Raw genomic sequence first — 25,879 nt, 5'->3', positions numbered from 1 at the left:
TGAAATTATGTGAGGTTTATATGGCGAATAAAAGATTTAAATTTACATACCTACTAACTTTGCTCACTTTTTCATTTAGGTGCTTATCTTATGATAGTGAAATAAATAATTTAAAGAATTTTTATATTCAAGCTAACTATTTTGGAGCATTTTTCAATGCAATAGGTTCTCTAAAAGGAAAAGAAGATGCAGGTGAAAATGTAACGGAAGGTGTTTTTAGCTTTAATGAGGAGGAGAGGATTGAGGCTGGATATAGTCCTAAATACGTTCCAGGACTTGCAGGTGGTGCTTCAATAGGATATGTATTCAAAAATATGAGAGTTGATCTTGAAGTTCTATATTCTCAGACTAACTTAGATGATGAAGATTACTCAGATAAAGGAAAAGCAAGATATATTGAACTTCGTCGTAATGATGATGTTTCTGTTGGAACAGAACGTAAATCACCTTGGAGAAGTGGAAAAGTTGATATTGAAATTCAAGAAAAGCCGCCTAATGTTCAAGTAAAGTTCAAAGCTGCATTTAAGATGAAAAATGAAGGTTTTAATAATTTGGCTGGAATGATCAATGTGTATAATGATTTTAACGTCGGAGAAATGCTCTGCATTCCATATTTTGGAGTTGGTGCAGGTGTAACTAAGGTTAAATTTTTAGGAAAAACCAGATATGCTTTGGCTTACCAAGCAAAGCTTGGTGTTAATTATCCACTTACAACAAACACTCAAGCGTTTGCTGGTTTACGCTATTTTGGTATTCTTGGTAACGAATTTAAAGGTATTCTGCCAGTAGCAAAGATACTAGCTGGCGAAAAATATATTCCTGCTGGTAAAAGCAATGAAGTTGATGAAACTGCACGTATGCAATCAACAACTACAACAATTACCAATAGGTTTGGCATATATGGCTTAGAGTTTGGATTGGTTTATCGCTTTTAAATTTATCCAATTACGTATGTGAAGACAATAAATTGAGCGTGCTGAGAGCCTTAGCGAGGCGAGATTTTAATTGACTTGCATACTCATTCCAGTCCTCTATTTCCTTTCTTGCCACACCTGAGGTAACGGCAGCTTTTGCAACAGCAGGAGATACCATAGAAATTAATCTTGGATCAAATGGAGTAGGTATTATATATTCACGTCCATAGCTCATTTTACGACCGCCATAGGCTGCAGATATCTCATTTGGCACTGGCTCACGGGCAAGCTTCGCTATTGCATCTGCAGCTGCAATTTTCATTTCTTCATTTATTGTCGTTGCATGTACATCAAGTGCTCCTCTGAATATATAAGGAAACCCCATTACGTTATTGACTTGGTTGTTATAGTCTGACCTACCAGTTGCAATTATTGCATCTGGCCTTACAGACTTTGCAAACTCAGGCCTTATTTCTGGATCAGGATTAGCAAGAGCAAAAATGATCGGGTCTTTACCCATGCTTTTTAACATCTCTTCGCTGAGCACATCCTTTGCAGAGAGTCCGATGAATACATCAGCGCCTTTTATGGCATCAAGTAGAGAACGTTCTTTAGTGTCAATTGCATATTTTTCCTTCCACTTATTCATGTCCTCTTTTCTGTCTTTGTGTATTACTCCTTGTTTGTCACATAGCACTATGTTCTTAGCGCCCATGGACTTTAGTATTTCCAAACACGCAATACCAGCTGCTCCAGCACCATTCATGATGATCTTGACATTCTCTAATTTCTTTTCAGCAATATCGAGGGCATTTTCTATACCAGCTGCAACAACTACTGCAGTGCCATGTTGATCATCGTGGAACACCGGAATATCCATCAACTCATTTAGACGTTTCTCTATTATAAAACAATCAGGAGATCTTATATCTTCTAGATTTATTCCCCCCCAACTTGGACCAAGATACCTTACTGCATTGATGAAATCTTCTATGTTTTCTGTGTCAACTTCTATATCAATTGCATCAATGTCAGCAAAACGCTTAAATAAAACAGCTTTGCCTTCCATGACGGGTTTTGAAGCAAGAGGACCGATATTGCCAAGTCCCAGCACTGCGGTGCCATTTGAAATGACAGCCACATAATTGCTTTTTGCCGTGTAATCATAAACAGCTTTAGGATTTTTAGCTATTGCAAGGCATGGGGCTGCAACACCAGGGGAATAAGCAAGTGATAGGTCATGCTGTGTGGATAAGGGTTTTGTTGGTATAACTGATACCTTACCAGGTTTACCACTTTTATTATGGTACTTAAGTGCTTCTTGTTTTGTGGTGTTATCTAAATCATTATTCATGCTTTGAGCTTATTGTTAGTAATTTCCTAAGTATATGGGGTTTTTATGAATGTTCAACTATTAGCTTGTGAACTCTATTGTACTTCTGTATAAATTTATCTACTACGTAGGGTGATGTGACATGCTTAAGAAAAACGTGCCTAATTTGCTAACAATTTCTCGTGCGCTCGCAATACCGGCAATAATATCAAGCTTTTATATAGAGAGTAAGTATGCAAGTCTAATAACAATATTGATCTTTATGTTTGCGTGCATTACAGATTTTTTTGATGGTTATTTAGCGCGTGCATGGAAAGTCCAATCGAATTTTGGCAAATTATTTGATCCAATTGCCGACAAGTTAGTAGTAGCTTCAACAATAATCATGCTAGTTTATAAGCATAAGATAGATGATATTACAATTATACCGTCAGTTATAATTGTTTGTAGGGAGATATTAGTTTCAGGCTTGCGGGAGTTCTTGATAGCTACAAACGTTAGTTTACCTGTGAGTAAGGCTGGGAAAATTAAAACATTTTTGCAGATGGTTGCTATAGTAGCGTTAATAATGAGTGATTATGAAGCAACTAAATATATAGGTGTGGTTTGCTTATGGGCTGCGGCTGTTATGACTATATGGTCAGGCTATAATTACGTTCTAGCTGGCATCAAACAGATTGACTAAATTGCTTAAGAGTATACAAAGAAAGTTAATAATTTCATAACATTGACTTAGTAATTAAAATCCTATATAATGTATTAGTTCATAAGTTGGTCTGTTCATATGACTAGTATTACAGGCACTAAGTTTTTTTTAAAAAGATCCAAAGGTAAAAAAGGTGCTAAAATGGAAGATTTTTTCTGGGATTTTTGGCCAACAGTTGATGAAGAAGTCAGAAAAGAAAGAGAGGAAGAAAAAAGCAAAAAGCTCGAACAAGAACTATTAACACTAAAAAAAAGAGAGCTACATAGGAAATGTGTATCATTGGTAACAATGGTTCCATTTGCATTATTGATGGCAATTGAGCTCGAAAAAACATGTAGCGATCAGGTATTACTTGGCCTTATAAGCAGCTCATTAGGCCATACTATATTACCTTTCACAGTCTTATCCCTTATTTGCACGCTATATTTAATTTATAATAATAGAAAAATAGCACAAAAAGAACGAGAATTGGAGAATATTGAAAGTGGGAAAACAGTAGAAAAAGAAAAGAGAGACCTTCCTTGTACCGTTGATGATTACTTTAACTATGCTGATGCTGCTTTAGTTACATTAGTTATTGTGGCTAGCATAGTAGGTGAAGCATTGGAGCAAGGAATAATAGGAGACGTAGCTTTTTCAATTTCTAGTCTATTTTACTTTGTAGCGAGTGCTACTTTCTGCTATCGCGAGTACAAGAAAAGTAAAAAATATGAAGTAGAAAAAGAGCAAGACTTTGATGAGAAGTTTGAAAAAAAGACAAGCAATATGTCTTCAGCTAAGTTAATGCTCGCTGGTTCTTCTTTATTACTAATCAGGAAAATAATATTGATTTCTGGAGTAGCATTAGCATCATCTGCTGTTGGGCCTGCTTTAGGTCTGGTAGGTATTGCTCTTTTGATGGTAGGAAGTGGATTGATCACACATTCTTATAGTAGAAAGCTAGAGAACGTAGAAGTGAGTGGAAAGGGTGTTGCAATAGGTGGTGGTGCGAGCAATATAGGTAATGGTGGCCAAGAGACGCTTTTCGTTCGATGATAATGCCAAAAATTTGTTTATTTAGGTAATATTTAGTCTATACTTTATTTTGATCAAAAAAAATCTTATGTATAAGACTTTAATCATATGCTTTTTTCTTCTGACTTGCCCCTTCACGCAGTTATATGCGAATGATCTTGAACACACTGAAACTGAACTATATGAGGAGGCAGTTAAGCTTTATGATCAGAAAAAATATAAGCAAGCTATTAGAGCATTTCAAAAGATAGAGGATTTGTATCCTTTATCTTATTGGGCAATGAAAGCAAAATTATTATCTGGAGTTTCTTACTATAATATGGGTAACTACAGCAGTGCTGCAAGTGATATAGATGATTATATATACGTTTATCCAAATGGTGAAGATTTGCCATATGTATATTACTTAAGAGTATTATCTTATTACATGCAAATTAATAAAGTGCAGCTTGGGCAACAAATTGCATATAAAACTTTAGAGCTAGCTACTGAATATATTAATCTTTTTCCGAATAGCGAATATATAGAAGAGATCAAAGAAAAAGAAAAATTAATCACAGAACATATATCAAAAAAAGAGTATTCTATTGGTGAATTTTACCTAAAGCGTGGTGAATATTTAGCAGCAATTAAGCGTTTTCAAGATATGATAAGCAATAAAGATTCTAAATATTCTTCTAGAGTTATTAGTTATTTAATAACAGCTCACTTAGCTCTTGGCCTTGACTTAGAAGCTGAGCAGTATGAAAATATGTTAGTAGAAGGGGTGAATTAGTTTTCTTATGGCTGGTCATTCACAGTTTTCAAATATAAAACATCGAAAAGGTGCTCAGGATGCAAAGCGCTCGCAAAAATTTACGAAGCTCATTAGGGAAATAACAGTTGCTGCAAAACAAGGGCTAACTGATCCCGAGCTTAATCCACGTCTTCGCTCTGCTATCTTTTCTGCGCGAAAGGAAAATCTACCAAAAGATAAAATAGAAACAGCAATAAAAAATGCAGCTGGTAACGTTGCTGGAGAAAGTTATGAAGAAATACAATATGAAGGCTGCGGACCTTCTGGTGCTGCACTTATTGTCCATGCTCTGACAAATAATCGCAACCGAACTGCTTCTGAGATACGTTATATCTTTTCTCGCAAAGGCGGTAATTTGGGAGAAACAGGATGTGTGAGTTACCTTTTCGATCATGTAGGCTTAATTGTCTATAAAGCAGAGGGTATAAATTTTGAAGATTTATTTAACTATGGAATTGAATTAGAAGTATTGAATGTTGAGGAAAATAACAAGGAAGAATTATATGTTATAACTTGTGAAGTGAAAGATTTTGGTAGAGTGCGTGATGCTTTCTATACAAAATTTGGAGAACCAGAACTTGCTCGTCTTTCATGGCAACCAAAGGACCTGATTGAAGTTAGCGACAAAGAATTAATTGATAAATTATCTATATTAGTTGAAGAGCTAGAAGATAATGATGATGTGCAGTATGTTGAAGGTAATTTTATTTTTGCTGATAAACTATGAGGCTGGTAATACTTCCACTGCTTTGTATTTTACCAGCATATGCAACTGAAACATTTGCGCAGAAATACTATTGTCATTCCAGTGCCCAGACACTGGAAATTGATTGTAAACAGCACGCTATACAACATTTTCGATTAAAAAACTGTTCAAGCACTGGAATAACAGAAAGCAACCTAAACCACTTTCCAGCGTTACTTCAGCACGGGATCAGAAAAAAAAAAGCTGCTTTGGTGACAGAAAGTGATAGAAAGTTGTTATTCATATCCAGTGACATAAAATCCTCTTTTTTTGACGCAGAAGGTTTGGCGCCAAATACAGTAATGAGATTAATCGACATATATAAAGGTTATGGTGTAGATTTTAAAAAAGACATTGTGCCCAAAAGCAAGTTGGAAGTTCTGTGTGAGAGTGATCAGAAGGCTGAAGAAAAAATTTTATATACTTCACTAACAACAAGCAATAAAGCTATAAGTTTATATTATTATGAGTCACAAAACGGCAAAGAAGAGTATTTTAATAAAGAGGGGATAAGCTTAAAGAGTTTCGTAAGTCCTTTAAACGGAGATTTTCGTATATCCTCGAATTTTGGTAATAGAAAGCATCCCATTCATGGTAAAATTGCTTTTCATAAAGGAGTAGATTATGCAGCTAAACTTGGCACTCCTATACACGCCACTGCAGAAGGTGTAATAGAATATATAGGAAAGAATGGTGGCTATGGGAATTACATCAAAATAAAGCACAACAATAAATATTCAACTTGTTACGCACATATAAGCAAATTTAGTAGCGATGTAAAGTTAGGCTCTAAAGTAAAGCAGGGACAAATCATTGCTTATGTTGGCAGCACTGGTGTTGCAACAGGACCTCATTTACATTATGAAGTTATATATAATGGTAAACATATTGATCCGCTTACGATAGCTCATGGCAATGAGATAAAGTTGCCTGATTGTGAATTAAGAGAGTTTAAATTATTTGTAAGTAAGGTAGATGAAATAATCAGCAGAGAGGGTGCAAGTGAAAAAGCAATCTGATGAAGACAGTACAGATAAAAATACAATAAATGATAGAAATCTAAGTAAAATTCGGGCTTTTCCTGTACTAATAGCGCTAGGGTTAATTTTATTGGTACTTTTTGTGTATGACAGCACAATTGCACTTGGAGTTGCTGCTGTTTCAATATTGACTTTTTCTCAAGGATTTTTCGTTAATGATCCTAATGAAGCAAGAGTGATAGAGTTTTTTGGTCATTATATTGGAACTTATTTTAAGTCTGGAATATGCGTAACGCTTCCGTTTTCGAGTAAATATAGAGTTTCTTTGAAATTTCAGAATATCAATACAGAAAAAATTAAAGTTAATGATGCTAATGGAAGTCCGATAGAGATTTCAGTAGTAATTGTTTGGAGAGTGAGCAGTCCTGCGAAGGCATATTATAATGTTAATAATTATCATGATTTTGTTTTTGTGCAAAGTGACTCGGTAATTAGAGAACTGGCAAGTAATTATCCGTATGATAGCGAAAACGATGAAGAATCTTTGCGTAAAAACTCTGACAAAATTTCAAATGAATTGCGGTCAATGCTACAACAAAGATTGAATATTGCTGGAATTGAAATTGCAGAAGCAAGAATATCGCATTTGGCCTATTCATCTGAGATTGCACAAGCAATGCTGAGGCGTCAACAAGCACATGCCATCACCTCTGCAAGAAAGCATATAGTGCAAAATGCAATAGGAATTATCGAAGAAGTAATAGCCCATTTTGAAAAAAATAAAAGCTTACAATTGGATGGAAAACAAAAGGTTCAATTGATAAACAATTTGCTAGTTGCTCTGATCTCTGAGCAGGATGCACAGCCGACTATTAGTTTGGATAATAATTAGCATAGAAGCCGATTGGGTTTCATGAATGCAAGTCACTGTTAATTTCTTGATTAATAGACTAAATGATGTTATAAATTACACGCATTAGGGGTGCTCTAAAAAAGCTGAGAGTACATAAAGTACAACCCTTTGAACCTGATCTTGTTAAAACAAACGTAGGAAAATGTATGTATATAAATATTGAAGAATGCTTTGGCTTCATCGCGTTCATTACATCTCTCATTGGGTTATTGCCTCAAGTATATAGAGCATATATCACAAAACTTACTCGTGACGTATCGATGCTAATGTTGGTGAATTATCTTATTTTTTCATCATCTTGGCTTATTTACGGTATTTGTCAGGGTTTAACTTTTATGATACTCAGTAATATTGCTGGATTAGTGATCAGTATAATATCAATTGTTCAAAAATGTTACTACGATGCAAAAACTGCACGAAGCGTTTTATAACCATATGCTACATTGTAGCGTGGAGCAAGAATATCGTTCTATTGTAGTACTAAATGGAGAAATACCTGATTCATCGTTTTTTAAACAAGATATACCTGTTATTGCTGTAGATGGAGGAGCAAATAAGCTTCTATCAATTGGCGTAAAACCTGATCTTGTAATAGGAGATTTGGATAGTATAAATCCGAATTTACGTGCTAACTTAAATACAGTATATCTACCTGATCAAGATTATTGCGACTTTTCTAAAGCAATGGCTCACTTAAAAACAGTAAAGTTATTGCCATCAATAGTAACGGGTATTACTGGAGGAGCAATTGATCATATACTACAAAATATCAACATTTTTTCAAGTACAGATAGTATCTTTTATATGCCTTCGCCTTCCATGGTGGGGTACGCCTTACAAAAAGGTATTAGCTATTTTTCCTCTTTGCTAAAAAATACTAAAATATCCTTACTTGGTATACCGAAAGCTCAAATATCAACTAAAGGATTACAATGGGAACTATGCCATAGTAACCTTGCTTTTCCAGGAAAGAATTCTTGCTTTAATCGAAGTCTAGGCAATGAGTTATCTATAGAAATACACAGCGGCGTGTGTTTAGCAATGATATATTTAGAAGCAGTAAATGATGATGGTGTGTATTGAGTTAAAACATTAAGAAAAAAAAAGTAGAAAAACCGTGTTAACACTAATTCTAAAAACTACAGGCGCCTGTTGTTAGCTAAAGTAAAGGTCAAATATCTGGAATTCTGGACATAAAATCCTCCTGTATAAAAAAGATTCAGAATGTACACACAACAGATGTAGCTGAATTTTTATTGAAAAATTGGTTAAAAGGTCTGCAGACCAAGATAAATTTTGAGCTCTCTAAATATCTCTACCATCATTATAATGGCATCTTGAGTATGCGGAAGCAATTTTTTCATTAAAATAAAAAATTTTATTCTACAGCTTAAAAAGGAGTTTGCTAATTTTCACACTGAATCGGATTTCACTACTCAAACCTAGAAACTTTAATGTATCAAGGTATCTGTTCAGGGGAATGTTCAAGTCAGTGCTCCCTTTCTTGTCATTCCAGTGCTTGACACTGGAATCCATTATACTCCGTAAATTTAACTGGGTGCCAGTGTCAGCTACTTTCATGACATCAACTGATTTTCCTTTGAATGCCAGTTATGCAAGAAATCTATTATATAATATTATTGTCACCCTCTTGATAGTTTGTTAGCTCCTCTCCTCCTGAGTTACTTGGTGCAATTATTTGATCATATTCAGTTGATGGTTCATCAGATCCAAACAACCATGAAAAAAAGCCACCAAAAAATGATGCAATTAAAGAAAAGGGCTTCATAATTATATTAAGCAAATTATCGAAAAAAGAGCTCGGTTGCTCTTCATTTGTCGATACTCTATTTTGTGTAGGTTCTGCATAAGGAAGATGTCCATTATCAGCAGCTTCAATTTTTACATCACTTTCTTCTTCTGCACTGATCTCCTGTGATTCTTCCTCTTGTTCTTGTAAACTTAGTTGGGCATTACCTTCTTGCTCAGCATCTTCCTCTTGACCTACTTCATTATCTTTTGATGCTATACTGTCATCAATTTTTTTGGGGGGTTTTAGTAATAGAGTTTTTATTTCTTCTGTGCTAGCTAAATCTAAAGGAGTCTTTCCATATTTATCTTGTGCATTAACATTTGCTTCTGCGTTTATTAGAGCTTCTACTATCTCTTTTCTATCATAGTTTGCAGCCCAATGTAAAGGAGTCCTCTCATCCTTATCTACTGCGTTAACATTTACTTCTGCGTTTATTAGAGCTTTTACTATCTCTTTTCTACCATATCCTGCAGCCCAATGTAAAGGAGTCCTCTCATCCTTATCTACTGCATTAACATTTGCCTTCATTCCTATTAGAATATCGACCATCTTTTCACGGCTCCACGATACATTAGGCAATGTATTCCAGTTGTTTTTTTCAATTACCAGGTGTAAAGGAGTCTTTCCATCTATATTTTGTAAATTAACATTGATACTTTCTACTTTCAGTAGATCGTCCAATTCAGGTATCTCCATCGCTTTCTTTTTTAAAAAAAAATGCAAAGGAGTCTCTTTATTTTTATCTGTTAGATTAACATTGATGCCTTTTTTGTTCAGTAGAGTATAGAATTTATCTGTATCTATATCTAGGTCTATTTTTTGAAGAATTAAATGTAAAGGGGTTTCTCCTGCATTATTTTGTGCATTAACGTCTGCTCCTTTATCAAGTAGAAATTTTACTATCTTTTCTGTATCTTTATATCTACTTTTAGCAGCAAAATGTAAAGGGGTACTTAGATCATCACTTTGTGCATCAACCTTTGCTCCTTTGCTGAGTAGAAATTCTACTACGTCTTTATGTCCATATTTAGCAGCAAAATGTAAAGGGGTGCTTAGATCATCACTTTGTGCATCAACCTTTGCTCCTTTACTGAATAGAAATTCTACTACACCTTTATGTCCATTTTGAGCAGCCAAATGTAGAGGAGTCTCTTCAAATTCATTTTTTGCATCAATTTTTGCTCCTTTGCTGAGTAGAAATTCCACTACGTCTTTATGTCCATTTTGAGCAGATAAGTGTAGAGGGGTCTCTTCAAATTCATTTTCTGCGTTAACCTGTACTTTTTCTTCTCTATTTAACAGATTTTCTACATCATCAATATTACCGCTTTTAGCAGCTTCAAGCAATTTGTCATTGGCATCTTTTATGCTTTGTAATAGATTTTTTATTTCTTCTGTCTTAGCTAAATCTAAAGGAGTCTGTCCTTTATCATTTTTTGTATTAACATTTGCTTCTTTCTTTAATAGGTCTTCTACTGCTTTCAAGTCGCCAAGTCTGGCAGCCAGATGTAGAGAAACCTTACAATGCTCAGCTTTTACTTCTTCGTATTTATTTAACACGTGGCGTTCTCGAGAAGAGTCATAAGCAATAAAATCTGCTCCATTATCTAATAGAACTTTTGCTATATAAGAATGATTATTTTTAACAGCCCAATATAGAGAATTACCTTGAGATCCATCATATGCATTAACATCAGCTTCTTCAATTATTAGGCGCTTTGCTTCATTAAGATCACCTCTTTTAGCAGCATCAAGTAAAGCAGCATCTATATTTCTGATTGAATAATTCATTTAACACTTCTCTATAAAATTGCATTACTATAGTAAGGTAATTAATAATTCATGAAATCTGGGTTGTAGAAATAATGATTATCCTTCGTGTTTTTCAGTATATTTAAGTAAACTATATATAAGAATTGCAATTATAGAACATACAACTGTTAATAGTAAATTTGGTAAAATGCCATAAGAAAAGAATTTTCCTACTATGTATATTCCAACAGCCCCAAACATCATATTGCAAAATGAGAGAACTGCACTACCAAGCCCTATACTTTTGACCGTTTCTAAAGCAGAAGTTACGTTATTGCTGATTACGAGTGCAAGTCCTATATTGCTTGGAATCCAAAGAACTTGAAGAATAAGTACGTTCAATTTGTTCATGAAATAAAAATATACCAATAAACCATCAGATATTATTGGTAATACCAAACCTATGATTAGCATCTTGCTCACTCCTATTTTTGGTACGTACCTTCTGTTAATTAAAGTGCCGATTACGTAAAATATGACTATGATTGATATGAGATAGCCAAAATATTGTACTTCAATACCCATTGATTCAAATATGAACGGATAGTTAGCAATGTATGCCCAAAGCCACATGAAAGTTAATCCATGAATGGCTGAAAACCCAAGAAAACGATAATTCTTAAATATTAATATATACTGCTTGAAGATATTAATGCTGGCTTTACTTTTATTTACGGTCACCGTTTCTTGTAGTTTCGAGTAAATAAAAATGAGCATAATAATTGCAGCAAGTGATATGATAAAAAACAAAAATTTCCAACTATAACCATGTGAAATTATATAACTGCCTACCACTGGAGCTATTCCAGGTGAAAGCGCTACTACCATATTTAACTTTGAGATTACTCTTGAGTATTCACTACCTGAGTACATATCCCTGATTGCTGCATATCCGACAACGCCTGCAACACCAGCTCCAGCTCCTTGTATAAAACGGATTAATATTAAAAGTATAATATTATCAGCTATGCAACATACAATACTTGCCAAAGTAAAAATTGTCATACCAATAAGCATTATTAGGCGCCTACCATAATAGTCTGACAATGGGCCATAAATTAATCCAGATATTGCAATTCCTAATAAATTTAAACTGATCGTAAGCTGCGCTATATTACCTTTCACCTTAAAATAGTTGGCAATACTTGGCAATGCAACTGAGTATAAGTCTGTTGCCATATCAACAACTGCTACAGATAATATCATAATAAGAGAGATGATATTTTGTGAAAAAGCTGTCGACACTAATGATTTACTGGATTAAATATGTTTAATTGTAGTATATTTTTCTCATTAGTATATTAATTTAACTGCTAAAGTTTAAAATAATTATGTAAGCAATCTCTATATAAAATATGGATAAATCACAACTAGTTAAAGAGGTTTTCGATTCTGTAGCAAATTGCTACGACATCATGAATGATATAATGAGTCTTGGAATGCACAGGCTATGGAAAGAGAAGATGGTAAGTAGTGTGCATTTTAAAAAGAACTCCAAGGTTTTGGATATTGCTGGAGGAACCGGAGATATAGCTATAAGAATAGCAAGAGGTGAACCAAGTGCTCAAGTTACAGTATGTGATATAAATCAAAACATGCTGGACAAAGGGCGTGATAAAGCAATAAATTCAAATCAGCTAAATTTCAATTGGGTATGTGCAAATGCAGAGAGCTTACCATTTGAAGATTCTGAATTTGATTATTATACAGTAGCTTTTGGTATTCGAAACTTTTCTGACCGTAAAAAGGCTTTAAGTGAAGCATATAGGGTATTGAAGCAAAATGGACAATTTGTCTGCTTGGAATTTGCCCCTATGCATTATCAAAATGAGATATTCACCAAATTTTATGACTTATACTCATTTAAAGTAATTCCTAAAATTGGCAGCATAGTTGCTAAAGATAAGGGTTCTTATGAATATCTAGTAAAAAGCATAAGAGAATTTCCAACTCAGACTAACTTTAAAATGGAAATTGAAGAGGTAGGCTTTAAGAATGTTGAGTTCCACAATATGAGTTATGGAATAGTAGCATTACATATTGGAACAAAATAAACTCTGGTCTATTCAGTAGTTTTTTTGCTAACTTTCTGTAATTTCGCAGCGTTTTTCCTTCAGAAGCTAAAGTTTCTTGAACGTATTGTTCTAAGGAAGTACACTGTAGACTAATGCTGTAACTTTTTCCTGAAGCTAAATACTTAACTTTAAAATAAAATGCAATCTAACATTAAGCAGTTATTTTACTATATAAAACCTAGTTTACATTATTTTACCGTAGCGTTTATTGCAGTTCTATTTTCAGCTTTAACGATTCTTCTTTTTGGTAGGGGCTTAAGCAACATAATTGATTCTGGCGCAGAGCATAATTTTACTACTAATCTATTAGTTGCAATACTGATAGTTTTAGGCATCTCTCTCACTGCATTTATTCGGTTATATTTCATTGGCATTGGAAGCGAAAAAGTTATCGCAAGAATCAGATATGACTTATATAGCAGTATTACTGATTTACAACCAAGTTTCTTTGAGAATACAGGTGTGCAAGATGTTATCTCAGCACTCATTACTGATACCTCTGCATTGCAATCGATAATAAACAGCAGCTTATTGACAATATTGAGGAATTTTGTGGTACTAACTGGTAGTGTTGCAATGCTGTTGTATACAAATCTACATCTAACCGCATATGCAGCTGCAATAATACCTATACTGCTCATTGTCATGACTTCACTTGGGAAAAAAGTACGCAATTATGCACGCTTTGCTCAGGATAAATTAAGTGAGCTTGCATCATTTAGTGAGGAAAATTTTAGATCTATAGTAACTATCAAATCGTTTGTACTCGAAGAAAATGAAAAAATTCGTTTTCAGAAACATCTAAACTCAGTATCAAAATCATACGTAAAATTAGTACTCTTGCGTGCTATTTTAGTAACTCTAGTTATCACGTGTGTGATAGGTTCGCTAGTTGTTTTGCTTTTTTTGGGAATAAAAGAAGTCTTAAGTAATAATATGACCATTGGAGAACTCTCCTCATTTGTGTTTTATTCAGCACTTGCTGCAGGGGCTGTAAACAATCTAAGCGATAACATCAGTGATTTGCAACGAGGTCTTGGAATTGTAGAGCGTTTATTTGAATTTATGAACATGAAAAGCTCTATATTAGATAATGATAATCCTATAAGGATCAATAGTGTTCAAAAAGGAATTTCGTTTAACGATGTAACATTTTTTTATGCTGATAAGCCAGCATTAAATAACGTATCATTTTCTATAGAGGCAGGTCAAGCAGTATCAATTGTTGGACCATCTGGCAGTGGTAAAAGCACCATTTTAAAGCTTCTCCTCCGTTTTCACGATCCAAGTGAAGGCAGTATTACTATCGATGGACAGAATATTAAGACAATTGCGCTAAATGATCTAAGATCGCTGTTTGGCTTAGTACCACAAGATCACATGATATTTTCTTGCTCAATAATGGAAAATATACTATATGGTAAACCAGATGCTGAATATGAGGAAGTCAGGCGAGCTGCTATCAGCGCTTATGCGATGGAATTTATTGATAAGCTGCCGGATAAATTTGATACATTTGTAGGAAAAAGAGGACTAAAGCTTTCCGAAGGACAAAAACAACGTATTATAATAGCAAGAGCAATACTGAAAAATCCTCAGGTTTTAATACTGGATGAAGCAACTTCCGCCCTCGACTATAAAAGTGAAAGCCTAGTGCAAAAAGCACTGAGCAAATTAATGCAAAACAGAACAACAATTATAATCACACACAGACTATCAACCGCACTCAAAACTGACAAGATTATAGTGATCAATCATGGAAGAGTAGAGGAAGTAGGAACTCATGACTCTCTAATGAGTAAAGATGGGCTATATGCAAAATTGGTGAAGATATAGTAAAAACTGAAGGAAAATTTGAGTCATACTTGTTGGTTGTTATGCTAGATTGATAATGACAATTATTAAATCTTTAATCATTTTAACTTATAATAATATCATAGTATTTTTTTAAGGATTATTATGGTTTATAATTATAGTCATTTACCAAAACTACCATGCACGGCTTTTAACTTGCCAGTACCGAACTGTGCACAAACTTGTACACCACCTGCATGTGCACAAACTTGTACACCACCTACATGTGCACCTTGTGCTACTAATTTGTGCCAAAATCATTTTAACTCGTATCATAACTATTATGACACATGTCATAATCCTTGTGATGGATTTGGGTTTCTTTATTAGAAGATTGTTTTTAAACAACTCATAAACGCACGTCTAGTTGTGCGTGCTTCTCAGAGCACATGGGGGTGTTGTTTAATAACACCCCCATGTGTTTCGCATTTTGCTTGAAAATATAATAAGCAGGTGCTTGCTTGTTATTCGCAGTGGCCATAGCAGTTCTACCAAAATTTATTTCAGTAACACAGCTAATTTGACTACTAACAGCTCCTTCTTGGAATCTTATCATAATCTGCCATTGTAAGACTTCTAACTCTAATATCTGCTATATTAGAGTCGTATTTTGAAATGTACTGTAAGTGAAGGACTTTGTGTATGCTAACTTTAATATTAGAGTTATAAAATTGTTAACTATTTTGTCCTATAATGATCTAATAGTTATTTTTTAAAGGATATTTATGACTTACTATCGAACTTCACAACCATATTTCCCAAATTGTAAACCTATGTACATACCTGATAAAAGTGATCATTGTCGTATCCCTAACTTGTGTCACAGTTATGATCCTTTTCTCAATCATTGCCATAGCCCATATCACAGTGGTCATAACCCGTTTTACAAGAATAATTGTGTTCCATGCCAAGCTGATTGTCGTCCACACTATAATCATGGTCATGATCCATACTACGGCAATAATCATGGTCATGATACAGCATCGTGGTACCATGCTCACGATTCTGGTAACACAGTAGTATTAAATGTACCACCATATTGGACTGTGGGAACAAAAGCTGGAATAGGAACTGAAATAGCAAAATCGGAGTCACAAGATTTGGGACATGGATCAACTACAGGTGACGATCTTTTGTAAGGACGATAGAATTTAGTAAAGGTACAAAAGATGTGAATAGGGTGTTGAGGGATACTCTGTGCTGAAAACATAATGAGTTAAGTATAGCACTGATGTGGTATGTTGATAGCATAACAAGCTATATTATGATATGGGGGTATATTATGCCCCTTTGTCTATTAATTTAGAGAGTCATTAATAACTAATGCAGAATGTAGCTTTTTTCGCTTATTTTATTGATAATTTTATATATAATTCTAATTTTATGGGAGATTTCTATGTTAAAGAATAATCTTAATAACAGGTATGATGATAAAACATATGCTAGTGTTAATGATGATTTAATGAATGCTGTTCAATATGGAGGAGAAGAACCTACTGGAGGAGAAGAACCTACTGGAGGAGAAGAACCTACTGGAGGAGAAGAACCTACTGGAGGAGAAGAACCTACTGGAGGAGAAGAACCTACTGGAGGAGAAGAACCTACTGGAGGAGAAGAACCTACTGGAGGAGAAGAACCTACTGGAGGAGAAGAACCTACTGGAGGAGAAGAACCTACTGGAGGAGAAGAACCTACTGGAGGAGAAGGAAATAAAGTAAAACCTCCTATAGATGAAGGAAATAAAGTAAAACCTCCTATAGATGAAGGAAATAAAGTAAAACCTCCTATAGATGAAGGAAATAAGGTAAAACCTCCTATATATGAAGGAAATAAGGTAAAACCTCCTATATATGAAGGAAATAAGGTAAAACCTCCTATAGATGAAGGAAATAAAGTAAAACCTCCTACGGATGAAGGAAATAAGGTAAAGCCTTCCGTAGATGAGTGTAAACTACACCCATGCTGCAAGTATTATTATAATTTATGTTTCAACGATTGTTATGATTCATATTGTAGTAATCATAATGTAGCGTGGTCTAATACTTGCGATGCTGGCAACACAGTAGTGCTGAATACAATTTGGGATTGGGAAAAAGAACTACCTGGAACTATATGGTATTCGGAGTTTTTTGACTTTGGTTATCCTGAATTAATGTTGATCTAAGTTCATGATTTCAGAGTAAATACTATTATATATGAAGAGCTGCTTTCTCAGTTGAATCTATCAAGTGTTATATCAGCCTGTTAAAGCAAAAGAGAAAATCAAGGTGAAATAGTTAAGATAACCTTCAACTTCCCCCATTTATTCGCTATACTGCTACAGGTCTTATAGCTTTTTAGTTAATGAATATTTTCAAGCAGGTTTCCTCTCTCATTTCCAGCAAGTTAAATGAGTTGAAGCAAAGGGGTATTATAAGCACGAATGCAACAAACTTTATCCTAGAGCCTCCAAGCAATAGAGCACATGGTGATATTTACACAAACGTTGCTATGGTACTTGCAAAACACGAAAAGAAGAATCCCATCGAAATTGCAGAGGTTTTAGCCAAAGAATTTGAACTTTTTGATGAAGTTAAAAAAGTAGAAATAGCAAGCCCCGGTTTTATCAATATGCACTTAAAAATAGAAGTGTGGCATGGGATTTTAAAACAAATAAATGAGCTAAAAACGGAGTTTGGCACTCTAAATATTGGAAATAATCAGGCTGTCAATGTTGAATTTGTATCTGCAAATCCAACTGGTCCTCTGCATATTGGTCATGCAAGAGGGGCAGTGTTTGGTGATGTTTTAGCAAATTTACTAAAGAAAGTTGGCTATAATGTTACTAAGGAGTACTACATTAATGACGCTGGAGCGCAGATAGATACACTAATAAAGTCAGTATATTTGCGGTATAAGGAAGTTCTGGGAGAGAAAATTAGCATCGAAAAAGGTTTATACCCAGGTGAATATTTAAAACCAATAGGGGAGGCACTAGCTAAAAAATATGGCAAAGAGCTTAGAGAAGAGGAGGATAATCAAATAATTAGAGAGTATACTTTAAGTTCCATTTTAGAGATAATAAAGGAAGACATGAACTTACTTGGAGTAAGTCATGATGTCTTTACTTCAGAGTATGAGCTACGTGGCAAAATCGAAGAGAGTATAAAGATATTATCTGACAAGGGTCTAGTGTATGAAGGGTACCTGGAGAAACCAAAAGGCAAAGAAAGTGAAAATTGGACTTCCAGAAAAGAAATGTTATTTCGCTCTACAAAATTTGGCGATGATGTTGACCGCGCATTGAAGAAAGAGGACGGCAGTTGGACTTATTTTGCCTCAGATATCGCTTACCATTTTGATAAGATATCGCGTGGTTTTAACAATATGATCGTAGAGCTCGGCAGTGACCATGGCGGTTATATTAAAAGGCTTAGAGCAGTTGTCTCTGCGCTCAGTGATGATCAAGCAAAAATAGAGGTAAAACTGCATAATATTGTGAATTTTTTCGAGAATGAAAAACCTGTTAAGATGTCCAAAAGATCAGGAAATTTTCTTACAGCTAGGGATGTAGTGGAAGAGGTTGGCAGGGATATAACTCGTTTTATAATGTTAACACGCAAGAATGATATGGTCTTGGACTTTGATTTTGCTAAAGTTAAAGAACAGTCAAAAGACAACCCTATTTTTTATGTGCAATATGCGCACGCCCGTGCTCATTCGTTAATGCGTAATGCTCCAAAAGAGCTCCCAACAGCAGACCCTTCACTTTTAAAGACAGATGGGGAGCTATTCCTCATAAAAACCTTAGCAAAGTGGCCAGATGTGGTAGAAATATCTGCAAGGCTTTGTGAGCCACATAGAATTACTTTCTACTTACTTGAAGTTGCAGAAGCGTTTCACGTTTTATGGGGATATGGCAAAAGTGATTTAAATATGAGGTTTATACTGGAGAATAACTTAAATCTCACCGCTGCAAGAATGTTTCTCGTCCAAGCCTTAGCACACGTCATTGCTTCTGGACTTTCGATTTTTAATATAGAGCCTTTGAAAGAGATGAGTTAATTTTAATGCGTAATATTAAATGTGATAATAAATTATTGATGTAAGTACAATAAGGCCAAAAATTATACAAGAGGTCTGTTAAAATCACGTATGTCGATTGTCTTGAAGTCACACAATTGTTCTGTAGAGCTATGTCCTGTAATAATTACTGTACCGTTCTGCTCAGAGCGTATTGAGATTAGGTTCAATACTAATTCACATGTTGTGCTATCAAGATTACAGAAAGGTTCATCTATCAGCCAGATATTTGCATTAGAAATTAAAAGGCGGGCAAGCGCAACTCTTCTTTTCCAGCCTGCAGAAAGTTCACCATATCTAATGTTAAATACAGGTTGCAACTCTAAACAATAAGCAGCTGCCATAACTGATTCTCTAGTGTTCCGTATTCTTGCCCAGAATTCTATGTTTTCACCAATTGTTAAGCTATCTTTACAGGCGTTTTTATGTCCTACGTAAACCATGGAAGATATAAAGGATTTTGGATCATCATATATGTCTTTTCCGTAGTATCTTATATTGCCTGATACTGGCGGTAAGAGTCCAGATAAACTTCTGATTAAGCTGGTTTTGCCGCTACCATTTGGACCAGTGATTAAGATTTTTGATTTTGGCTCAGCTTTAAAATTGAGGTTTTTAAATAATACTTTGTTATTACGAGCACAGGATAGATTTTTACATTCAAGCATGGATTATCTGCCTTTTCCTTTATATTTACCCTTAGTTGAAGACTGAGCTTTTATAAATAGCTCCCAAAATCCTTTCTTATCACCTTCTCTGTGTATCAATTGTGCAAAATGTTTCATTAAACTATTACCCATCATAACCATCTTTGTCCATTTACCTAACGGTTTTGCTATATCAACTATTTCTAGATCTTCTTTGTAAACTTGCATATTCTTTTGTTTCTCCCTTAGCATTTCCTGTTGTTTCATCAACTCTTTTTGCTTATTTTTTTGATACAATTCATTAAATCTTCTATTTTCTTCCCACTCTTCTTTGAGAACTTTTAGAGGAAATATAATTTTCCTAATATGATTTTTGTATATTTTTCTCAAAAAGAGAGATACTGCAATTATAGCAAGTAATATCGTGCTATATGTAATGATTTGTCCGAACGGCATTTTTATACTCAGCTTATTGGCAAGCGGTATTTACAATTATACCATAACTATAGAAATTTTACAATTTTTTTCTGGATAAAGATAGTAGACTAAAAATTTCTAAAGGACAAAAGCAACGTATTTACGTACAGGCTATCAACTACTACACTCAAAACTGACAAGTGATTAATCATTGGAGAGTAGAGGAATCACGGCTCTCTAATGAATAAAGATGGACTGTGTCAAGCTGGTGAGTAAGGTGGAAATTGAATAATTGTTGGTTATCATGCTAGATCTACAATATAAGTTATAAAATTTTTAATCATTTTGGCTTATAATAATTTCTGAGTTAACCTTAGATTTCCTGAGCTGTGGTTTCTTTTACCCATGTTGAATTCCTAGCTTTTATACTCTAATTTAATTCCAGTTTTGACTATATAGGAGGTCACAATGTCAAACAATATCTATAGCGATCAAGTTAATAATAGTAATTTATATGCCAACAAACTTTTTTATGGTGAAGAGGGTGAGCAAGTCGAAAATCTAGGAGATCAGGTTGCGGAAAAAGAGGATGATAAATCAGAAGAAGATTTACTTCGTGACTGTAGAGATGAAACTAAGAAGGCAAAAGATAAGTTAATACAGTGTAAAAAAGATGCTGTGGAATCACAAAGAGAAATTACAAAATTAGAAGCAGAAGCTAGTGAATTAAAGTCACAGGTTCAAGAAGAAAGAGAGAAGGTAGAACAAACTAAGAATGAAGCTGAGGCAAAAGTTGATAAGTTAAAATTACAGGTTCAAGAAGAAAGAGAGAAGGTAGAACAAACTAAGAATGAAGCTGAGGCAAAAGTTGATAAGTTAAAATTACAGGTTCAAGAAGAAAGAGAGAAGGTAGAACAAACTAAGAATGAAGCAAAAGCAGAAGTTGATAAGTTAAAATTACAGATTCAAGAAGAGAAAGGGAAGGTAGAACAAACTAAGAATGAAGCTGAGGCAGCAAAAGCAGAAGTTGATGAGTTAAAATTACAGATTCAAGAAGAGAAAGGGAAGGTAGAACAAACTAAGAATGAAGCTGAGGCAGCAAAAGCAGAAGTTGATGAGTTAAAATTACAGATTCAAGAAGAGAAAGGGAAGGTAGAACAAACTAAGAATGAAGCTGAGGCAGCAAAAGCAGAAGTTGATGAGTTAAAATTACAGATTCAAGAAGAGAAAGGGAAGGTAGAACAAACTAAGAATGAAGCAAAAGCAGAAGTTGATAAGTTAAAATTACAGTTTCAAGAAGAAAGAGAGAAGGTAGAACAAACTAAGAATGAAGCTGAGGCAACAAAAAATGAGTTAATACAGTGTAAAAAAAATGCTGAGAAGATGAAAGAAAACGGTGGACAGGCAATTAATCAGGAAAAATGTGATGATATTAAAGCAGAAGCTGAACAAGCAAAATTAGAAGCTAAACTAGCAAAAGAGGAAATTTTGAGGTACAAAATTGAACAGGAGAAAGAAGAAGTGATGCAGAGTAAGATTGAAGAAGTAAAAGAAGAACTTTTAAAGTGTAAAATTAACATGGCAAAAGCAGAGACTGAGTGGTATAAAAAAGCAGCTGAAGAATGTAAAAATGAGAAAAGAATCGGTACAGATAAACCTAGTATTAAGGTAGGGAATGAAAATGATAGAGGCAAACATGTTACCAATGAAGTAGGGAATGAAAATGATAGAGGCAAACATGTTACCAATGAAGTAGGGAATGAAAATGATAGAGGCAAACATGTTACCAATGAAGTAGGGAATGAAAGTGGAGAAATTACATCTCGAGAAATAACACCAGATCTTAGCCTGCCAGGAATTTGTGGGCCTAAGGCTACTTTGTATAAATCGAATAATAAGATAGGTTGTCAAGGTTTTAATACATCTGATTTATTAAAAGAACTCTATCCTGAGATGTATAGTAATTCTAAAATTGTGCCATATATAGAAAAGGGATCAGAGGGTGTTTATGGTGCAGTAAATTTTAAATTTGCCTTTACTGATAATATTAGTTCAGCAGCCAACTTTAGTAATACGAAATGTCTTAAATGTATTGATAGTCCACTAGAGTTAGCTTGTCAGGACGAGAAGGTTAAGAGTTTCTGCCAGTTTGGCACTGATTATGATAATAAAGAATTAAACAAGAATTTTTTTTCTAGAGAATCATGTCCTGATCTCATCAAAGACCCCGGTGGAGCAAATATTGTGAAAGCGAAACAAGTTGCACCATTGATAATTGTTAATAACGCAGGGAATATGATAGATAAAGAGGGCAATAATACTCAAGTACACTATAATTCATTAAAGCCTTATCTAAAGCTTAATGGTAAAATCAGGGACTGTGGAAATGATCAAAAGTGTAAAGATTATAATGCAATTATGGAGAAAGTTGCATGGGATAGTGATAAGGAAGTACTATTAAAAACTGCTGTTAATAATACGCAAGAAGCAAATCCTTATTATTATGAAAATGAGGATAATTCTACTTTCGTTGAATTTGGTTCTATATAAGGCTGAATTTGTCTAATTTTTTCTACACTAGACACAATTTAGTCGTATCTGAACAAATACATAATCTATATAACGAGGACGTAGGTACCATTTGTCCTTTTAAGGCATTTATGTCAATGATATGCGTAATCCATGATTTTAAACATGATGATCCTCCTAAGTAATACAAAAAAACTCAGAAAAATGTATATAGCTATGATAGAAGTTATCTATACCAATATACTTTAACTAGAGATTATAAATTAATGAAGTTGAAAAGTCTGCAGACGAAGATAGATTTCGAGCTCTAGAATATCTTCACTATCAAAATAACAAAGCTGTCAAAATTTGTCAAGTAATTTTTATCGCAACTGTACAAACATTGCACAGGACAAATTTAAAATGCTGTCTGTTCAGACGCATGTGAAACCAGTGCTTCTTTTCATCCCACTTCCATGCGGCTAAACCCTTTTCATAATCTCCTATCTATCATTTCTTAAACCACTTCCCTAAGTTCTCAATTTCTCAAAGAAATCTTTTAACAAAAGAGAACATTTTGTTTCTAATATTCCACCATAAACTTCAGGTATGTGGTTACAGAATTGAAATATTCTAGTGCCGTTTTCAACTCCTCCACCTTTGGGATTGTAAGCCCCGAAGTACAGACGTTTAATTTTTGCAAAAGAGATAGCTTGAGCGCACATCGGGCACGGCTCTAACGTTACGTACATTTCAGCTTCATAAAGCGTGGAAGTTGAAAATGCTTGTCTAATTGTTAACATTTCTGCATGTGCAGTTGGATCATTAGATATATTGTGTGCAGAGGAGATGATATTGTTTCCATTAACTATTACAGCGCCTATTGGCACTTCGCCATCTTTCTGAGCAAGGTTTGCTTGCTCTATGGCAAGTTCCATGTATTGGTACTTAAACATTAGGTGCTTGGGTAAATATAATTTTCTTTTCTTGGCTTTTCTATTTTTTCTAGGTTATAGAATTCACTAAGGACTATTGTCCTTTTTACAAGGCTATCTATTTCTCGCTTTAAATATTTTTTTATTTCTTCTACCGATTTTAGTTCGTTTATAGCTACAACTACTTCTTCCATTATATCCTCTATAATTTGATCCTCCTCTAATTTATATATTATTTGTTCTACATGCCTATTCAATTCCTCGAAGGTCGCAGATCCATATGTAATGCTATCTTTACTATTTCTTAGTAACATTTTTACCTCTCTATTAGAATAGAGTTTATTAAGTTCTATTAAACTCTATTGTCAATAGTTGCCTTAATAAATGATGTAAAGAGAGGATGAGGAGAAAATGGTCTTGATTGAAATTCTGGATGAAATTGCACACCAATAAACCATGAGTGATTTTTTAGCTCCACTGCCTCTATGCATGTTTTATCTTCTGATATACCACTGCATATCATTCCATTCTCTTCTAAGTTATTTTTATAATCTAAATTAACTATATATCTGTGTCTGTGTCTTTCTGAAATAGTGACACTACTATACACATTTGCCATTTTTGAATTTGGATTTACATTACACTTGTATGTTCCAAGTCTCATGGTTCCACCAAGATCAACGTTCTTACCATCAGCGAGCTTGATGATTGGGTGTTTGCAAGTATAAAATTCTTCAGAGTGTACATCTTCAAGCTTAATAACGTTACGAGCAAATTCAATCACTGCAAGCTGCATACCAAGACATATTCCTAAAAAAGGAATGTTATTTACACGGGCATAGTTTATTGCTAATATTTTACCTTCTATTCCATTATCACCAAATCCTCCTGGAACAAGGACTGAATTAGAGCTTTGTAATTTTTCTCTGATAAACTTTGCATCTATAGATTTTCCATTCTCTTCTCTTGAGTTGACCCAATTTATCTTCACTCTAGCTTTATTACTAATTGCACCATGGTTTAATGCTTCAATCAGTGATTTATATGCGTCAGGAAATTCAGTATATTTTCCTACTATGGAAACGATAACTTCTTGTGTTGGATGTTTCATAGAGTGTACTATTTGGTCCCATTCAGGTAAGCTTGGTTTTGGCTTACTTAAGTGAAAGTGATCCAAAATTTGTGTCCCGAGCCCACATTGATTATACAAGGACGGTAACTCGTATATATGGTTTACATCAGGAGCAGGTATTACGTTAGATAAAGAAACATTGCAAAGATTGGCTATCTTTTCTTTTTGATTATCGGAAATTTCTTTTTCACTGCGACATAATATAATATCTGGTTGTAACCCCGCAGAGTTTAACTCTCGAACTGAATGCTGTGTCGGTTTTGTCTTTAATTCTTGTGCTGCAGTGAGATATGGTATTAAAGTTAAGTGAATAAGGATAACTTTTTGCTTTCCTAGTTTATAATTAACTTGGCGTATAGCTTCCAAAAACGGTTGGCTTTCAATATCACCTACGGTTCCGCCTATTTCGCATATTACAAAATCTAAATCTTCTGTACCATTAAAAATGAAAGATTTGATTAAATCTGTCACATGAGGAATGATTTGCACAGTTTTGCCTAGATAATCACCACACCTTTCCTTCTTTAATAATTTATTATATACTTTACCAGTTGTTATATTGTCGTCCTTGGTTGCTTTAATTTTAGTAAAACGCTCGTAATGTCCAAGGTCTAAATCAGTTTCAGCACCATCCTCAGTAACAAATACTTCCCCGTGCTGAGCTGGGCTCATTGTTCCAGGATCAATGTTGAGATATGGGTCAAGCTTTCTGATGCGAACATTGAATCCATGAGCTTGAAGAAGTGCTCCCACACTTGAAGCAACTAAACCCTTACCAAGTGATGAAACAACTCCACCTGTAACAAAGATAAACTTGGTTTCTTTCATTAATTTTCAAATGGAACAGAAGTTGATTGGCCTTCTTGCTTCTTTTCTGATATAATCTTCTCTGCAATTGATTTTTTATGTACATCTTTTGAACATAATCCTGATAGTAACAGTGTATTTATAATGAACAGCCCAGCAACTATAGAAGTTATTCTACTGAGTGGATTTTCAGAAGACTTTATCGGAATTATTGAATTCATTCCCTGTTGTGAATTACTAAAGCCACTTAATGAACTACTTCCAGGTGGCTGCAGGAGCACTAAAATTACCAATACAACAACTAATATTATTTGAAGTACACTAAGTACTGTTACTGACATTATGAATAGAGCTAAAAATAAAGATTTTAGGAGCATAAGGATCATAAGTCAAGAATATATTTACCCGAGTAACTT

General features: G+C 34.4%; 24 protein-coding genes and 1 riboswitch. Of the genes, 15 read left to right on the top strand and 9 right to left on the bottom strand.

What is annotated here, in order from left to right; all coding sequences use genetic code 11:
* Positions 1-20: 20 nt before the first annotated feature.
* Positions 21-935: a P44/Msp2 family outer membrane protein gene (locus OPR37_RS04385; RefSeq protein ID WP_019236934.1), complete on the top strand. Its 915-nt coding sequence runs from the start codon at positions 21-23 to the stop codon at positions 933-935.
* Between the two features lie 10 nt (positions 936-945).
* On the opposite strand, the gene OPR37_RS04380 is transcribed toward OPR37_RS04385, so the two are convergent.
* A complete protein-coding gene (locus OPR37_RS04380) occupies positions 946-2,268 on the bottom strand; it encodes a malic enzyme-like NAD(P)-binding protein (RefSeq protein WP_082241867.1) in 1,323 nt (440 codons plus the stop codon).
* Between the two features lie 121 nt (positions 2,269-2,389).
* On the opposite strand from OPR37_RS04380, the gene pgsA reads away from it, so the two are divergent.
* The 8 genes from pgsA (at position 2,390) to OPR37_RS04340 (ending at position 8,484) form a co-directional block, all read left to right on the top strand.
* Positions 2,390-2,932 carry a CDP-diacylglycerol--glycerol-3-phosphate 3-phosphatidyltransferase gene (gene pgsA, locus OPR37_RS04375; RefSeq protein WP_019236935.1) on the top strand — a complete coding sequence of 181 codons (543 nt, stop codon included), beginning with the start codon at positions 2,390-2,392 and terminating at the stop codon, positions 2,930-2,932.
* A 99-nt stretch (positions 2,933-3,031) separates the two neighbouring features.
* Complete coding sequence (locus OPR37_RS04370; protein ID WP_007302576.1) at positions 3,032-3,988, top strand: hypothetical protein; 957 nt, start codon at positions 3,032-3,034, stop codon at positions 3,986-3,988.
* 67 nt (positions 3,989-4,055) lie between these two features.
* A complete protein-coding gene (gene bamD, locus OPR37_RS04365) occupies positions 4,056-4,742 on the top strand; it encodes an outer membrane protein assembly factor BamD (protein WP_019236936.1) in 687 nt (228 codons plus the stop codon).
* A 7-nt stretch (positions 4,743-4,749) separates the two neighbouring features.
* Positions 4,750-5,490: a YebC/PmpR family DNA-binding transcriptional regulator gene (locus OPR37_RS04360; RefSeq protein WP_019236937.1), complete on the top strand. Its 741-nt coding sequence runs from the start codon at positions 4,750-4,752 to the stop codon at positions 5,488-5,490.
* Positions 5,487-6,527 carry a M23 family metallopeptidase gene (locus OPR37_RS04355; RefSeq protein WP_019236938.1) on the top strand — a complete coding sequence of 347 codons (1,041 nt, stop codon included), beginning with the start codon at positions 5,487-5,489 and terminating at the stop codon, positions 6,525-6,527. Before OPR37_RS04360 ends, OPR37_RS04355 begins: the two co-directional genes overlap by 4 nt.
* Positions 6,511-7,380, top strand: coding sequence for an SPFH domain-containing protein (locus tag OPR37_RS04350; protein ID WP_019236939.1), 870 nt, complete (start codon positions 6,511-6,513; stop codon positions 7,378-7,380). The genes OPR37_RS04355 and OPR37_RS04350 overlap by 17 nt, the downstream gene beginning before the upstream one ends.
* 76 nt (positions 7,381-7,456) lie before the next feature.
* Positions 7,457-7,559: riboswitch (TPP riboswitch) on the top strand.
* Positions 7,548-7,832, top strand: a complete 285-nt coding sequence (locus OPR37_RS04345; protein WP_026097271.1) for a SemiSWEET family sugar transporter — start codon at positions 7,548-7,550, stop codon at positions 7,830-7,832. Its footprint overlaps the riboswitch before it by 12 nt.
* Positions 7,804-8,484: a thiamine diphosphokinase gene (locus OPR37_RS04340; RefSeq protein WP_213863930.1), complete on the top strand. Its 681-nt coding sequence runs from the start codon at positions 7,804-7,806 to the stop codon at positions 8,482-8,484. The genes OPR37_RS04345 and OPR37_RS04340 overlap by 29 nt, the downstream gene beginning before the upstream one ends.
* A gap of 544 nt (positions 8,485-9,028) precedes the next feature.
* Here the strand turns inward: OPR37_RS04340 and OPR37_RS04335 are convergent.
* Positions 9,029-11,005 (bottom strand): ankyrin repeat domain-containing protein, encoded by a 1,977-nt coding sequence (locus OPR37_RS04335; protein WP_007302582.1) that lies wholly within the window; start codon positions 11,003-11,005, stop codon positions 9,029-9,031.
* 78 nt (positions 11,006-11,083) lie between these two features.
* On the bottom strand, positions 11,084-12,232 hold the full coding sequence (locus tag OPR37_RS04330; protein ID WP_214303343.1) for a Bcr/CflA family efflux MFS transporter: 1,149 nt from the start codon (positions 12,230-12,232) through the stop codon (positions 11,084-11,086).
* Between the two features lie 149 nt (positions 12,233-12,381).
* On the opposite strand from OPR37_RS04330, the gene ubiE reads away from it, so the two are divergent.
* From ubiE to argS, 5 genes are all read left to right on the top strand, one after another.
* The gene (gene ubiE, locus OPR37_RS04325) at positions 12,382-13,080 is read left to right on the top strand and encodes a bifunctional demethylmenaquinone methyltransferase/2-methoxy-6-polyprenyl-1,4-benzoquinol methylase UbiE (RefSeq protein WP_006012444.1); all 699 of its coding nucleotides are present in this window, start codon (positions 12,382-12,384) and stop codon (positions 13,078-13,080) included.
* A 159-nt stretch (positions 13,081-13,239) separates the two neighbouring features.
* Entirely contained in the window at positions 13,240-14,937 is a 1,698-nt protein-coding gene (locus OPR37_RS04320; RefSeq protein WP_007302584.1) for an ABC transporter ATP-binding protein, read from the top strand.
* Between the two features lie 743 nt (positions 14,938-15,680).
* Positions 15,681-16,094 (top strand): hypothetical protein, encoded by a 414-nt coding sequence (locus OPR37_RS04315; RefSeq protein WP_264684830.1) that lies wholly within the window; start codon positions 15,681-15,683, stop codon positions 16,092-16,094.
* 257 nt (positions 16,095-16,351) lie between these two features.
* Positions 16,352-17,119, top strand: coding sequence for a hypothetical protein (locus OPR37_RS04310; RefSeq protein WP_265016834.1), 768 nt, complete (start codon positions 16,352-16,354; stop codon positions 17,117-17,119).
* Positions 17,120-17,298: 179 nt separating this feature from the next.
* Positions 17,299-18,999, top strand: coding sequence for an arginine--tRNA ligase (gene argS / locus OPR37_RS04305; RefSeq protein ID WP_264684828.1), 1,701 nt, complete (start codon positions 17,299-17,301; stop codon positions 18,997-18,999).
* 62 nt (positions 19,000-19,061) lie between these two features.
* Here the strand turns inward: argS and ccmA are convergent, their stop codons facing one another.
* Positions 19,062-19,685: a heme ABC exporter ATP-binding protein CcmA gene (gene ccmA, locus OPR37_RS04300; RefSeq protein ID WP_007302587.1), complete on the bottom strand. Its 624-nt coding sequence runs from the start codon at positions 19,683-19,685 to the stop codon at positions 19,062-19,064.
* 3 nt (positions 19,686-19,688) lie between these two features.
* A complete protein-coding gene (locus tag OPR37_RS04295; protein ID WP_052265043.1) occupies positions 19,689-20,120 on the bottom strand; it encodes a hypothetical protein in 432 nt (143 codons plus the stop codon).
* A gap of 429 nt (positions 20,121-20,549) precedes the next feature.
* Between OPR37_RS04295 and OPR37_RS04290 the strand changes: the two genes are divergently transcribed.
* Positions 20,550-22,631: a hypothetical protein gene (locus OPR37_RS04290; protein WP_264684827.1), complete on the top strand. Its 2,082-nt coding sequence runs from the start codon at positions 20,550-20,552 to the stop codon at positions 22,629-22,631.
* A 488-nt stretch (positions 22,632-23,119) separates the two neighbouring features.
* Here OPR37_RS04290 and OPR37_RS04285 read toward each other — a convergent pair whose 3' ends face one another.
* The 4 genes from OPR37_RS04285 to secG are packed head-to-tail and all read right to left on the bottom strand — an operon-like array spanning position 23,120 to position 25,804.
* Positions 23,120-23,527 carry a nucleoside deaminase gene (locus OPR37_RS04285; RefSeq protein WP_265016833.1) on the bottom strand — a complete coding sequence of 136 codons (408 nt, stop codon included), beginning with the start codon at positions 23,525-23,527 and terminating at the stop codon, positions 23,120-23,122.
* A 17-nt stretch (positions 23,528-23,544) separates the two neighbouring features.
* On the bottom strand, positions 23,545-23,838 hold the full coding sequence (locus tag OPR37_RS04280) for a hypothetical protein (RefSeq protein WP_007302591.1): 294 nt from the start codon (positions 23,836-23,838) through the stop codon (positions 23,545-23,547).
* Positions 23,839-23,876: 38 nt separating this feature from the next.
* Positions 23,877-25,484: a CTP synthase gene (locus tag OPR37_RS04275; RefSeq protein WP_052265041.1), complete on the bottom strand. Its 1,608-nt coding sequence runs from the start codon at positions 25,482-25,484 to the stop codon at positions 23,877-23,879.
* Positions 25,484-25,804 carry a preprotein translocase subunit SecG gene (gene secG, locus OPR37_RS04270; RefSeq protein ID WP_214303352.1) on the bottom strand — a complete coding sequence of 107 codons (321 nt, stop codon included), beginning with the start codon at positions 25,802-25,804 and terminating at the stop codon, positions 25,484-25,486. The genes OPR37_RS04275 and secG overlap by 1 nt, the downstream gene beginning before the upstream one ends.
* Positions 25,805-25,879 lie beyond the last annotated feature (75 nt).

This window comes from Wolbachia endosymbiont (group B) of Lycaena phlaeas (assembly GCF_947251875.1).
Taxonomy (GTDB): domain Bacteria; phylum Pseudomonadota; class Alphaproteobacteria; order Rickettsiales; family Anaplasmataceae; genus Wolbachia.
Note: the sequence above shows the minus strand (reverse complement) of the source record. Positions and strands in the feature narration are given on the sequence as shown.

Excerpts from the sequence above, each read along its gene's own strand:
- OPR37_RS04330 (WP_214303343.1), bottom strand. The coding sequence starts at position 12,232 with ATGATATTATCTGTAGCAGTTGTTGATATGGCAACAGACTTATACTCA.
- OPR37_RS04310 (WP_265016834.1), top strand. The coding sequence starts at position 16,352 with ATGTTAAAGAATAATCTTAATAACAGGTATGATGATAAAACATATGCT.
- bamD (WP_019236936.1), top strand. The coding sequence starts at position 4,056 with ATGTATAAGACTTTAATCATATGCTTTTTTCTTCTGACTTGCCCCTTC.
- OPR37_RS04295 (WP_052265043.1), bottom strand. The coding sequence starts at position 20,120 with ATGCCGTTCGGACAAATCATTACATATAGCACGATATTACTTGCTATA.
- OPR37_RS04380 (WP_082241867.1), bottom strand. The coding sequence starts at position 2,268 with ATGAATAATGATTTAGATAACACCACAAAACAAGAAGCACTTAAGTAC.
- OPR37_RS04275 (WP_052265041.1), bottom strand. The coding sequence starts at position 25,484 with ATGAAAGAAACCAAGTTTATCTTTGTTACAGGTGGAGTTGTTTCATCA.
- OPR37_RS04345 (WP_026097271.1), top strand. The coding sequence starts at position 7,548 with ATGTATATAAATATTGAAGAATGCTTTGGCTTCATCGCGTTCATTACA.
- ccmA (WP_007302587.1), bottom strand. The coding sequence starts at position 19,685 with ATGCTTGAATGTAAAAATCTATCCTGTGCTCGTAATAACAAAGTATTA.
- OPR37_RS04370 (WP_007302576.1), top strand. The coding sequence starts at position 3,032 with ATGACTAGTATTACAGGCACTAAGTTTTTTTTAAAAAGATCCAAAGGT.
- OPR37_RS04320 (WP_007302584.1), top strand. The coding sequence starts at position 13,240 with ATGCAATCTAACATTAAGCAGTTATTTTACTATATAAAACCTAGTTTA.
- argS (WP_264684828.1), top strand. The coding sequence starts at position 17,299 with ATGAATATTTTCAAGCAGGTTTCCTCTCTCATTTCCAGCAAGTTAAAT.
- pgsA (WP_019236935.1), top strand. The coding sequence starts at position 2,390 with ATGCTTAAGAAAAACGTGCCTAATTTGCTAACAATTTCTCGTGCGCTC.
- OPR37_RS04385 (WP_019236934.1), top strand. The coding sequence starts at position 21 with ATGGCGAATAAAAGATTTAAATTTACATACCTACTAACTTTGCTCACT.
- secG (WP_214303352.1), bottom strand. The coding sequence starts at position 25,804 with ATGTCAGTAACAGTACTTAGTGTACTTCAAATAATATTAGTTGTTGTA.
- OPR37_RS04360 (WP_019236937.1), top strand. The coding sequence starts at position 4,750 with ATGGCTGGTCATTCACAGTTTTCAAATATAAAACATCGAAAAGGTGCT.
- OPR37_RS04340 (WP_213863930.1), top strand. The coding sequence starts at position 7,804 with ATGCAAAAACTGCACGAAGCGTTTTATAACCATATGCTACATTGTAGC.
- OPR37_RS04315 (WP_264684830.1), top strand. The coding sequence starts at position 15,681 with ATGACTTACTATCGAACTTCACAACCATATTTCCCAAATTGTAAACCT.
- OPR37_RS04290 (WP_264684827.1), top strand. The coding sequence starts at position 20,550 with ATGTCAAACAATATCTATAGCGATCAAGTTAATAATAGTAATTTATAT.
- OPR37_RS04355 (WP_019236938.1), top strand. The coding sequence starts at position 5,487 with ATGAGGCTGGTAATACTTCCACTGCTTTGTATTTTACCAGCATATGCA.
- OPR37_RS04335 (WP_007302582.1), bottom strand. The coding sequence starts at position 11,005 with ATGAATTATTCAATCAGAAATATAGATGCTGCTTTACTTGATGCTGCT.
- OPR37_RS04285 (WP_265016833.1), bottom strand. The coding sequence starts at position 23,527 with ATGGAACTTGCCATAGAGCAAGCAAACCTTGCTCAGAAAGATGGCGAA.
- OPR37_RS04280 (WP_007302591.1), bottom strand. The coding sequence starts at position 23,838 with ATGTTACTAAGAAATAGTAAAGATAGCATTACATATGGATCTGCGACC.
- ubiE (WP_006012444.1), top strand. The coding sequence starts at position 12,382 with ATGGATAAATCACAACTAGTTAAAGAGGTTTTCGATTCTGTAGCAAAT.